The sequence below is a fragment of the Clostridium sp. C2-6-12 genome (assembly GCF_009928485.1).
Taxonomy (GTDB): Bacteria; Bacillota; Clostridia; order Clostridiales; family Clostridiaceae; genus Clostridium.
Genome location: NZ_JAABNP010000001.1, coordinates 16717 through 28842 on the forward strand (window position 1 = coordinate 16717; position 12126 = coordinate 28842).

The window sequence follows — 12126 nt, forward strand, 5'->3', positions numbered from 1 at the left end:
TGTAATTATGATAAAAATATATACTATTTATTGAACAAATGAGATTTTAATATATAATAAGATTTGTAATTATAGTTTGAATATTAGATATGTAAAATTTAAGACAATTGTATAATATATTAATACAAAAATATTTAGATTAAAAATAAGTTATGGAGGTATACAATGGATGCGACAATGATAAAATGTACAAATGTGTCGTTTAAATATATAAAAAATTCTGAAGGAATTAGCCAAGAAAAATATGCCGTTAAGGGTGTCAATTTGGAAGTGAAAAAAGGTGAATTTTTAGTAATATTAGGTCATAATGGATCAGGAAAGTCAACAATTGCTAAGCATATGAATGCATTAGTTGTTCCAAGTGAAGGTACAGTTATAGTGGGTGGTCTTGATACAAGTAAACCAGAAAATGTTTGGGATATTAGATCTAAAGCGGGAATGGTTTTTCAAAATCCAGATAATCAGTTAGTAGCAACTATAGTTGAAGAAGACGTTGCTTTTGGTCCAGAAAACTTAGGGATTGAGTCGTCAGAAATTCGCAAAAGAGTAGATGATAGTTTAGAAAAGGTGGGTATGACAAAATATAAAAGACATGCACCACATCTTTTATCTGGAGGGCAAAAGCAAAGAATTGCCATAGCAGGAATACTTGCAATTGAACCTGAATGCATAATTTTTGATGAACCAACAGCAATGTTAGATCCATCAGGAAGAAAAGATGTACTCAAGACTATTAAGGATCTTAATAAAAATCATGGAATTACTGTTGTTCTAATAACTCATTATATGGATGAAGCTGCTCAAGCTGATAGAATTATAGTAATGGATGGTGGAAACATAAAAATGGAGGGAACTCCAAGAGATATATTTCCACAAGTTGATCACATGAAAAAGATTGGATTAGATGTTCCACAAGTGACTGAATTAGCTTATGAATTGAGAAAAGCAGGGATAAATATTAATGAAAAAATATTAAATGTAGATGAGATGGTGGATGAGTTATGTCAATTAAAATAGAGAATTTAACACACATATATATGCCTAAAAGTCCATTTGAAAAAGTTGCATTAGATAATGTCTCGTTAGATATAGCAAATGGAGAATTTGTAGCGTTAATAGGTCATACTGGTTCTGGTAAATCAACTTTAATTCAACATTTTAACGGATTACTAGAAGCTACTAGTGGAAAAATAATTGTTGATGAGGTTGATATTACTGATAAAAAAGCAAAACTGACAGACATACGCAAAAAAGTTGGATTAGTATTTCAATATCCAGAATATCAGCTTTTTGAAGAAACCATAGCTAAAGATATTGAATTTGGACCTAGAAATTTAGGACTCCCAGAAGAGGAAATTCAAAATAGAGTTATTAAGTCAATGGAAATGGTGGGACTTGATTATGAAACCTATAAAGATAAATCACCATTTGATTTAAGTGGAGGACAAAAAAGAAGAGTTGCTATAGCGGGAGTTATAGCTATGCAGCCAACGACATTAATATTAGATGAGCCAACAGCAGGATTGGATCCTAAAGGTAGAGATGATATATTAGCACAAATAAGCAAGTTACATAAAGACTACAACATGACCATAATAATAGTAAGCCATAGTATGGAGGATGTTGCAAAGATTGCTCAAAGAATTATTGTTATGAATGATGGTAAAGTTGCATTACAAGGAACCCCAGCAGAGGTGTTTAAGGAAGTTGAAACTTTAGAGAAAATTGGTCTAGGGGTACCACAAGTTACTTATTTAGTAAGAGAATTAAGAAGAAAAGGATTTAATATCTCAGATAATATATTTACTATAGATGAGGCAAAGAAGGAACTTTTGTCTATTCTAAAAGCAAATAAGGTAGAGGAGGAATAGGCAGATTATGTTGAAAAATATTACAATAGGGCAATATTTGCCAGGCGAATCTTTTATTCATAAATTAGATCCTAGAACAAAAATTGTAATATCCATGCTTTTTATTGCATGTTTGTTTATTATTAATAAGTTTATAGGATATACTCTTATCGTTGGTTTTTTATTAGCCATTATATTAATAGCGAAAATTCCTTTTAGATTTATTTTCAATGGCTTAAAACCAATCTTTTTATTGGTGGTATTGACGGCTGTATTAAATATATTTATGCTTAAGGGTGCAGAAGGGACAGAAGTATTTAGTATAGGATTTTTAAAAGCTTATCCTGAAGGGCTAAGTGTTGCAGCTTTTATGGCTATAAGATTAATATTGCTAATAATAGGAACTTCTTTATTGACACTTACTACATCGCCTATTGAGTTAACTGATGGTATTGAAAAACTACTTAAGCCTATTGGAAAAGAAATAGCTCATGAATTAGCTATGATGATGACAATTGCATTAAGATTTATTCCTACATTAGTAGATGAAACAGACAAAATAATGAAGGCACAAAAGGCGAGAGGTGCTGATTTTGAATCAGGTGGGCTTATGAAGAAAGCTAAGAGCTTAGTTCCTCTTCTAGTACCTTTATTTATAAGTTCATTTAGAAGAGCTGATGAACTTGCTATGGCAATGGAAGCAAGGGGATATAGAGGTGGATCAGGTAGAACCAGAATGAAGGTATTGAGATTTAGCCCTAAAGACATAATTGCTTTTATTATATTTAGCCTAATATGTATGTGGTCTATATTAGTTAGATTTGCTTTTAATTAAGGGTAGAGGATGCAAATGAGAAATATAAAATTAATTATTGAATTTGATGGAAGCAACTTTTCAGGATGGCAGAGACAGTCTAAGGGAAGGACTGTTCAAAAGGAAATAGAAACGGCAATTTTTAAGGCAACAGGTGAAGAAATAATGATAAATGGCAGTTCTAGGACTGATGCAGGTGTTCATGCAAGGGAAATGGTTGCAAATTTCTTTACCAATAGTACAATACCAGGAGAGAAGTTCCGTGAAGCTATAAATACAAGATTATCAAATGATGTGTCTATTATAAAATCAGAAGAGGTTCCTGAAGAATTTCATGCAAGATATTCATCAAAAGGGAAGACATATTCTTATACTATTATTAATAGATATGAGAGATTATCATTAGGACATCAGTACTTGTATCACTGTAAATATAATTTAAACGTTGATGAAATGAGAAGAGCATGTAAATACTTTATTGGCACACATGATTTTAAGGCATTTATGTCTCCTGGAAGTTCTATAAAAACAACTATAAGAACTATTCAAGAACTTTATATAGAGCAAAAGGGAAATAAGATAAAAATATTTATAACAGCAGATGGTTTTTTATATAATATGGTAAGAATAATAGTAGGAACTTTAATAAAGGTTGGTAATGGAAGATTAAAAGCTGAAGAGATGGAAAGTATAATAAGAGAGGGAAATAGAAAAAGGGCAGGTATGTGTGTTCCTCCAAATGGTTTAATATTAGAAAAAGTTTTTTATTAAATGGCAAAAAATATGTTGACACGCCCGTATGCGTGTATTATAATTAGTTTGTTTGTTAAAACATTTATGTATATAAGATCCACTAGCCCCGGGTCTTGACATAAACAAATTTACTTAAATAAAAGTAGAGTATTAATGTAAGTTCAGGGAGGGAAACAGATGAAATCATACATTGCAAAAGCAAGTGAAGTTCAAAGAAAATGGTATGTTGTTGATGCTGCTGGTAAGCCACTAGGTAGAGTAGCTAGCCAAGTTGCTTCAATTTTAAGAGGTAAAAATAAACCAACATTTACACCAAATGTTGACTGCGGAGATTTTGTTATTGTTATTAACGCAGAAAAGGTTGTTTTAACTGGTAAGAAGTTAGATCAAAAATTAATGAGAAAGCATAGTCTTTACCCAGGCGGATTAAAAGAAACTCCATATAGAGTAGTATTAGATAAGAAGCCTGAATTCGCTTTTGAAGAAGCTGTAAGAAGAATGCTTCCAAACGGTGTTTTAGGAAGACAAATGTTAAAGAAATTAAACGTATATAGAGGTGCTGAACATAATCATGCAGCTCAAAAACCAGAAGTACTAGAATTAAGATACTAATACGATCTCGGGAGGAGGAATAAGAAATGGCAAAAGTTCAATACATGGGAACTGGAAGAAGAAAGAAATCAGTTGCAAGAGTAAGACTTGTACCAGGAAATGGTAAGGTAGTTGTTAATAATAGAGAAATTGAAAACTTTTTTGGTTTAGAAACTTTAAGAGTTATCGTAAACCAACCATTAGTTTTAACAGGAACTAAAGATAAGTTTGACGTTTTAGTAAATGTTCACGGTGGTGGATTTACAGGTCAAGCTGGAGCTATCAGACATGGTATAGCTAGAGCACTAGTTAAATCAGATGAAGCTTTAAAGCCAGAATTAAAGAAGGCAGGTTTCTTAACAAGAGATCCAAGAATGGTAGAAAGAAAGAAAGCTGGTCTTAAAAAAGCAAGAAGAGCTCCTCAATTCTCAAAGAGATAATTTTTGGAGTATATGGAACCCCACAAACCCTGTGTTTGTGGGATTTTTTCTTATATAAAATTCTATGAAAACACACTATTTTTTATTTATAACTAACACGCAACTAACAAATTTTTATATTCTAAAGAAGTTTCTACAAAGCATAACTAAGTTTTTTAAATTGTGCTAGTAGAAACTTTATTTATTTTTGAAAAACATTGAATGTAATAAAAGAAAAGTTGAACACATAAATTAATCTTTTTTGTTAAATTTTCAACATGATAAATATAACTTTGAATAATTAATGCTGTATAGTAAATAATATGTTATGTAATTGAAATAGTTGGAGCATAGAGAGGTGGTAGAACAATGAGAATCAAGAAATGCCTGACCGTAATTTGTATATTATGCTTAATTTTAGCCATGCCTTTAAAAGTAAGCGCAGAGGAAAATAAAGCTCAGCATATAATATTAATAGATCCAGGACATGGAGGTATTGATGGCGGAGCAAAATCTAAGAATGGAACAATAGAAAAGGATATAAACTTAGCAATAGCTAAAAAGTTAAAGGTAGAATTGGAAGCAGCTAACTACATTGTGCATATGACAAGAGAAGCTGATTCACAACTAGATTCTAGAAAGGTAAAAGATTTAAATGCTAGATGTCAAATGAAAAAGGATACTAAATGTGATGTATTTATTTCTATTCATCAAAATATGTTTCCGCAAGCAAACTGTTTTGGTGCTCAAGTTTGGTATGCCTCTAATAATGATAGTAAGGTTTTAGCAGAGAGCGTTCAAACGGCATTAAAAGAAATAGCAGACAACAAAAACAAAAGAGTTTCTAAAGCTGCTAAAGAGCAATATAGAATATTGAGAGATGGTTATGATGGAGCTTGTGTTCTTGTAGAGTGTGGCTTTTTATCCAATTATGAAGAAGAACAAAAGTTAAAGAGTGATGAATATCAGGAGAAGATCGTAAAGAGTGTAGTAATGGGAGTTAATAAATATTTTGATATTAAGGGTAATTAGGGGTGAGTTAAATTTGATTATCTTGTTAGGTTGATGAATTCTGTAACTATCTATAAGAAATGGGACCTACTTTTATACTGTTTTTAGGTGTATCTGTTAAATAGTAGGAGTTGTTTATAATTAAAAATAAATTATATAGTATTAAACCAATTAAAGTAAGTACCAAAAGATAAATTATTATAGTAATAATCTTAGTTAGTTTTTGATCATTCATAGAGTTTCACCTCATATAGCGATTATATTTTATTATAGTAAGAAAAAGTTATAAATATGAAAGAGTAGAATGAAAAATATAAATAACTTTTGGTATTAAATGAATTTAGCAAGTTACATTAGTTAAATAAATAGATTTAGGGTTGTAAATAATAAGAATTGCTTTTAAACTTATTATGTAGTAATAAGTAAACAAATTATAAGAATAGAATTAAATTTTTAATTTAATGTCTATTCTTATAATTAAGCAATTATATAGAGGAGCTGTTATGATGAGAGAAATAAATGTTGAACTTATTAGAGATGCTGTAAGGAATTTATCCGTTGAAGCAAATTATTATTTAGGTTCAGATATTAAAGAAGCACTAGAAAAATCTAAGAAAGAAGAAACTTGGAAGTTAGCTTCAGAGGTTTTGGATAAGATTATTATTAATTCTGAAATTGCACAAAATGAAGAAATGCCTATGTGCCAGGATACAGGAATGGCTTGCGTATTTGTTGAAATAGGACAAGATGTGCACATAGTTGGGGGAAAGCTTGAAGATGCTATTAATGAAGGCGTACGTAGAGGATATAAGGAAGGTTTCTTGAGAAAATCTGTTGTAGGTGATCCTATTAGAAGGGCTAATACAAAGGACAATACGCCAGCTATAATTTATTATGACATAGTAGATGGCGATAAGATTAAGATTACATTGGCGCCAAAAGGATTTGGTTCAGAGAATATGAGCAAAATATGTATGCTAAAACCTTCTGATGGTTTAGAAGGTGTTAAAGACTTTATAATAGACACTGTTAAAGCAGCAGGTCCAAATCCATGTCCACCAATGGTTATTGGGGTTGGAATAGGTGGAACTTTTGATAAAGCTGCATATTTAGCTAAAAAAGCTTTACTGAGACCTATTAATGAAAGAAATAAAGATGAATTTTATAAAGATTTGGAAATAGAGTTATTAGAAAAGATAAATAAATTAGGAATTGGACCACAAGGATTTGGTGGTAAGACTACTGCTTTAGGCTTGAATATAGAAACTTATCCAACTCATATTGCAGGCTTACCTGTAGCTGTAAATATTAACTGCCATGCTACTAGACATAAAGAAGTAATATTATAATTGAGAAAACAGATTTCCGTTAAAATAAATAATTAATTAAATTTGACTAATTAATATAAATTATTAATTAAAGAAACTTAAAATTATGCTTTGGATGCTAAATTTATAATTGAAAATGAATTTGTTAGAATATTGGAGGAAATAAATAATGGAAATTAGATTGCAAACACCTCTTACAGAAGATAAAATATCAAATTTGAAAGCAGGAGATAGTATTTTGCTAAGTGGCGTAATTTATTCTGCAAGAGATGCAGCTCATAAAAGATTAATAGATTTATTAAATGAAGGTGGAGAGCTTCCTTTAAATATAAAGGATGAAACAATATACTATGTTGGGCCATCACCAGCTAAGCCAGGAATGGTAATAGGATCTGCGGGACCTACAACAAGCTATAGAATGGATGCTTATGCACCAACATTAATGGATCTTGGATTAAGAGGAATGATAGGGAAAGGCGCAAGAAGCAAAGAGGTAATTGATGCAATTAAAAGAAACAAAGCTGTTTATTTTGGTGCTATTGGAGGTGCAGCAGCTTTGATTGGTAAGAGTATCGTTAAATCTGAAATTATTGCATATGAGGATTTAGGAGCTGAAGCAATAAGAAGAATGGAAGTTAAGGATATGCCATTAGTTGTTATTATAGATTCTGAAGGAAACAATCTCTACGAATTAGGCCAACAAGAATATTTGAATTCAATTAAATAATTTACACACATATAAAAAGAGCAGCTATGCTGCAATAAGGAACTTTCCACATACAAAAAGATTTGGTATGCCACAATAAGGAACTTTCTTGCAATGTGGAATTTATCATCTATAAAAAAGTAGTGATTCATATATAAAAAGATAAGCTATGCTACAATGGGAAACTTTTCTAGAGATAAGAATTTAATTTTATATCGTTAGATAAAGATATTTTGATTTAGTGAGAAATAGTATAATCATCAAAATTGATAAGGTTATAGAAATAATCAACAATTATATATAAAAAAGGGATGAGTTGTGGATAAATAGACTCATTCCTTTTTATATTGTGGATTAAATTTTAAGGATAAAAGTATAATTTGAGTGAATAAATAAATTTCTAGTAGATTTAATTCATATAATTATATTGTTATAAATCCTTTTCCTCTAACTTCAGAAGCATCAACTATAGTTATAAAGGCACTAGGGTCTATTTCATGAATTGCTGTTTTTAATTCAACCATTTGGCGTGTGGTTACAATGCAATATAGCATTTTCTTCTTATGATGAGTGTATTCACCCTCAGCAAATAAGGATGTGATTCCTCTGTTTAAATCATTGATTACATAATGAATAATATCATCTTCTTTTTCAGTTAATATGAGAAGAAGTTTTTTACTGCTAAAACCTTTTAACATCTTATCTAATACTATACTTTGAATGAAAAGGGAAATAAGAGTATATAATGCTTCTGGAACGCCTGAAATTATGGCACCAATTAATATTATTATTAAATTAATTGAGAAGCCTAAGCCACCTATATTAAAGTTTGAATATTTTTGTCTAATGACCATAGTTATAATATCAGTTCCACCAGTTGAACCATGGCGTAAAAAAACTAATCCATAACCAACGCCGCATAAAACACCACCATAAATACAATAAAGAAGTAGATCTAAATTATCTATAGATGTTAGATTTGCTAATGGTTTTGTTATAATTAAAGAAAGAGAAAGTGAAAGCATTCCAAGCGTTGTATAAATTATAAAGGATTTATTAAGTTTTTTAGCCCCTACTAGAAGTAATGGAATGTTAAGAAAGAATACTACAACACCAACAGGTATGCCGAAGGTATATTGTAAAAGTAATCCTATTCCTGTAACACCACCGCTTAAAAGTTTTGCATGTGAAAGAAATACATTTACCCCCAATGAGGCAATAATACAGCCTAGGAAAATAAGAAATGCATCAATTATATTAGATTTAAATTTGTAATATGTATTCATGAAAAAAGCTCCTTTAAAGTTATAATTCCTCTAATATTAATACATTTTAAAAATAAAAAGTCAATATATATAATTAAGTAAGGAGTCTTTGTTGAAAAAATACTTTTTATAGGAGATAATGTGTTTAGATAAAATTAATAATTTTGTGATGAAATAATTGATAAATTGTTCTGTTAAGTGCAAGAAAATATTTTTTATATTAAAGTTGAAGTAAAATTAAATATTTAGAATTTGACTTACTGAGCATACTTATTAATGTGAATATATATGAATTATAATATATATGCTGTACTAAATAAATAACATTATACATTTAAAATTAAGCTTTGAATAGTTTATACAAAAGGAGAATTATATGAACAGAATTAAGCTTCCAGGAAAAGAAAAGCATAAAAAGATGTTGTTAATTGCATTGGTATTAATTACAATAGGAATATTGTTTTATGAACATAATATGAATATTAAGGAACAGGAAAGAAAAGCACAGGAAGAAATGGAGAAAGCTACGAAAAATGAAATTAAATCAAGTGATAGCATAATTACTGGAGAAGAGCAAGTTATTAAGGAGAATGAGGATATAGAGAAAGTAAATAAAGATGGCAAAGCATCTGAGAAAGAAGTCAAACAAGGCAAGTCTGGAGATAAAGAAACTGATAAGAAAAAAGTATATTCTCAAAGGGAAAATGAAATATATAATCAAGCGTATTCATTATTTTTTTCTCATGATTATAAAGGCGCAATAAATATAGCAGATGAACTTGTAAATGAATTTGGAAACAATCCTATGGGATATAATATAAGGGGGATTGCAAAGGCCTATAATGGAGATTATAAAGGTGGAATGTTAGATATTGATAAAGCTCTTGAGCTTGATGATAAATATGGCTATGCTAGATTTAATAAAGCTTTAACGTATGAACTATATGGAAATATGGAGGAAGCTCTGAAATGGTATAATAAAGCTTTAGAGGTTGAAGAATATGTTTGGACTTATTATGGAATAGCTTCTATTTATGGTAGAAATGGTGATGTAGATAATACTATGCAATATTTAAATAAGGCAATTGAAATGGATTCAGGGGTTAGAGAAACTGCAAAAGAAGAGCATGATTTTGATCCCGTAAAAAATTCAGAAGCTTTTAAGAAAGCAGTATATTTAATAAATTAGTATTTTGGGATTATATAATTTATTTTTAAACAGAATAAAAATATTTATTAAACTTTAGTAGAATAAAAAATTAGTAATTAGATTGGAATAGGTAAATGGAATTATAGGAGGTAATTGGCATGTTCAATGTGTTAGTAGTTGATGATGAAAAAGAAATAAGAGATGCAATTGAGATATATTTAAGAGGAGAAAATTTAAAGGTATTTAAGGCAGAAGATGGACTAGTGGCTTTAGATATTCTAGAGCAGGAAAAAATACATTTAATTATACTAGATGTAATGATGCCTAGACTTGATGGGATTAGAACCTGCTTGAAGATTAGAGAAAAACAAAATCTACCTATAATAATGCTTTCTGCTAAAGGTGAAGATTCAGATAAAATATTAGGTCTAAATGTAGGTGCTGATGACTATATAACAAAACCTTTTAATCATTTGGAATTAGTAGCTAGAGTTAAATCTCAATTAAGAAGATATGAAAAGCCTCTTAATGTTCAAGAAGGACAGGATATAATTAAGGTTAAAGATTTAGTTATAGATACTATTGCTAAAAAGATAACTTTAAGAGGTGAAGAGGTTAAGGTAACTGCAACAGAATATAAAATACTTCATCTGTTAGCTTCAAATGCAGGTAAAGTATTTTCTATAAAAGAAATATATGAAAATGTATGGGAAGAAATATTTTATAAGAGTGAGAATACAGTAACTGTACATATAAGAAGGATAAGAGAAAAGATAGAAATAAACACAAAAGAGCCTGAATATATTAAGGTGGTGTGGGGAATTGGTTACAAGATTGAAAAGGAAGATTAAATTATATTTTACCAGTATATACTTTATTGATTTGATTGCAATAGGTTTAATAACATTGATTTTACTTTCAAACCTAGGTGATTATATACAAATTAATAAATCTCAGCATGACTTAGCTGTTAAGGAATTAAGAAATAGTGCAGCAGAATTAATTTCCCTGGGAATAATATGTATAGCTTTTATTATAAAGGTTGCTATTATAATAAAGAAAAATCCTAAAGCGCCTAAGATTCAATCTAAATATATTAAAAATATGATTTTTGTAATTAAAAACGGCTTCCATTATAAAGAAACTAGAAATACTTTAGTAATATCTATAGCTGTAGCGGTTATATTACTGATTGCATATTTATATTTTCTTGCAACAGGTGGCTATGAAAATAATATTTTCGTTAGATTCTTTCAAACTTATCCTTTTAAAGGTAGTATTTTTGTCATTATCATTTTATTTTTAACGCTTATGTTTGCATTAAAAAGAACTTTAGATATAATTGTTGTAAATGATGCGCTTAGAAAAGTTAATGAGGGAAATCTGCAAGATGATATTAAACTAGATGGTTCACCTCAAATAAGAGAATTAGCTGAAAATATCAATTTAATAAAAGCAGGCTATAAGGAAATATTAGAAACTGGTGTACACAATGAAAAATTAAAGACAGAATTAATATCAAACGTATCTCATGATTTAAAAACTCCATTAACGTCTATAATAAATTATGTAAATATACTAAAAAGTGGAGATATAACAGAAGAAGAAAGAGTAGAGTATTTATCAATATTAGAAAGAAAGTCTTTGAAGTTAAAAGTATTAATCGAAGATTTATTTGAAATGTCAAAAATAAATAGTGGAAGAATTAAATTAAACAGAGAATTAATTGATATCTTATCATTAATACATCAGGGAATTGGTGAATATAGCACTTTATATGAAGAAAAGAATATTTCATTTAAAGTAACAACAGATGAGGATGCTATATATATGGAACTTGATGGAAGATTGATGTCAAGAGCCTTAGAAAATGTAATTATAAATGCATTAAAGTATTCATTAGATAATACTAGAGTATATATAAATGTTAAATTAGAAGGAAAGTATGTAAAGATTGGTGTGAAAAATGTTGCCAATTATGAAATGGACTTTAATGAAGAAGAGATGTTTGAAAGATTTGCAAGGGGAGATAAATCAAGAAATTCAAAAGTTGAAGGTTCAGGTTTAGGTCTTGCAATAACCAAGAGTATAGTTGAACTTCACGGTGGAGAAGTTAAAATAAAAAAAGAAGGAGATATGTTTAAGATTTATTTTATTCTTCCTATAAATAAGGAATAAAAAATATTAATCAATAAAATTTATCAATTAAGTAGTTAATCAACGAAAAATAAAAGATTGA

Annotated in this window: 13 protein-coding genes; 12 read left to right on the top strand and 1 reads right to left on the bottom strand. The window is 29.3% G+C overall.

Annotation, left to right across the window (positions count from 1 at the left end; all coding sequences use genetic code 11):
• Positions 1–165 precede the first annotated feature (165 nt).
• The 9 genes from GXK56_RS00170 to GXK56_RS00210 all read left to right on the top strand — a co-directional run bounded on the left by GXK56_RS00170 (position 166) and on the right by GXK56_RS00210 (position 7493).
• On the top strand, positions 166–1017 hold the full coding sequence (locus tag GXK56_RS00170) for an energy-coupling factor transporter ATPase (protein WP_160683240.1): 852 nt from the start codon (positions 166–168) through the stop codon (positions 1015–1017).
• Entirely contained in the window at positions 1002–1871 is an 870-nt protein-coding gene (locus tag GXK56_RS00175) for an energy-coupling factor transporter ATPase (RefSeq protein ID WP_160683243.1), read from the top strand. Before GXK56_RS00170 ends, GXK56_RS00175 begins: the two co-directional genes overlap by 16 nt.
• A gap of 7 nt (positions 1872–1878) precedes the next feature.
• On the top strand, positions 1879–2685 hold the full coding sequence (locus GXK56_RS00180) for an energy-coupling factor transporter transmembrane component T (RefSeq protein ID WP_160683245.1): 807 nt from the start codon (positions 1879–1881) through the stop codon (positions 2683–2685).
• 15 nt (positions 2686–2700) lie between these two features.
• Positions 2701–3435, top strand: coding sequence for a tRNA pseudouridine(38-40) synthase TruA (gene truA, locus GXK56_RS00185; RefSeq protein ID WP_160683248.1), 735 nt, complete (start codon positions 2701–2703; stop codon positions 3433–3435).
• A gap of 159 nt (positions 3436–3594) precedes the next feature.
• The gene (rplM, locus tag GXK56_RS00190; protein WP_160683251.1) at positions 3595–4029 is read left to right on the top strand and encodes a 50S ribosomal protein L13; all 435 of its coding nucleotides are present in this window, start codon (positions 3595–3597) and stop codon (positions 4027–4029) included.
• Between the two features lie 26 nt (positions 4030–4055).
• A complete protein-coding gene (gene rpsI, locus GXK56_RS00195) occupies positions 4056–4448 on the top strand; it encodes a 30S ribosomal protein S9 (RefSeq protein WP_160683254.1) in 393 nt (130 codons plus the stop codon).
• A gap of 348 nt (positions 4449–4796) precedes the next feature.
• Positions 4797–5459: an N-acetylmuramoyl-L-alanine amidase CwlD gene (gene cwlD, locus GXK56_RS00200; protein ID WP_160683257.1), complete on the top strand. Its 663-nt coding sequence runs from the start codon at positions 4797–4799 to the stop codon at positions 5457–5459.
• 485 nt (positions 5460–5944) lie between these two features.
• Positions 5945–6787 (top strand): fumarate hydratase, encoded by an 843-nt coding sequence (locus GXK56_RS00205; RefSeq protein WP_160683955.1) that lies wholly within the window; start codon positions 5945–5947, stop codon positions 6785–6787.
• A gap of 148 nt (positions 6788–6935) precedes the next feature.
• Positions 6936–7493: a Fe-S-containing hydro-lyase gene (locus GXK56_RS00210; RefSeq protein ID WP_160683260.1), complete on the top strand. Its 558-nt coding sequence runs from the start codon at positions 6936–6938 to the stop codon at positions 7491–7493.
• 401 nt (positions 7494–7894) lie between these two features.
• Here GXK56_RS00210 and GXK56_RS00215 read toward each other — a convergent pair whose 3' ends face one another.
• Positions 7895–8758, bottom strand: coding sequence for a YitT family protein (locus GXK56_RS00215; protein ID WP_160683263.1), 864 nt, complete (start codon positions 8756–8758; stop codon positions 7895–7897).
• Positions 8759–9113: 355 nt separating this feature from the next.
• On the opposite strand from GXK56_RS00215, the gene GXK56_RS00220 reads away from it, so the two are divergent.
• The 3 genes from GXK56_RS00220 (at position 9114) to GXK56_RS00230 (ending at position 12065) form a co-directional block, all read left to right on the top strand.
• Positions 9114–9926, top strand: a complete 813-nt coding sequence (locus GXK56_RS00220) for a hypothetical protein (RefSeq protein WP_160683266.1) — start codon at positions 9114–9116, stop codon at positions 9924–9926.
• Between the two features lie 119 nt (positions 9927–10045).
• Positions 10046–10738, top strand: coding sequence for a response regulator transcription factor (locus GXK56_RS00225; RefSeq protein WP_160683269.1), 693 nt, complete (start codon positions 10046–10048; stop codon positions 10736–10738).
• Complete coding sequence (locus GXK56_RS00230) at positions 10710–12065, top strand: HAMP domain-containing sensor histidine kinase (protein ID WP_160683272.1); 1356 nt, start codon at positions 10710–10712, stop codon at positions 12063–12065. The genes GXK56_RS00225 and GXK56_RS00230 overlap by 29 nt, the downstream gene beginning before the upstream one ends.
• Positions 12066–12126: the final 61 nt, after the last annotated feature.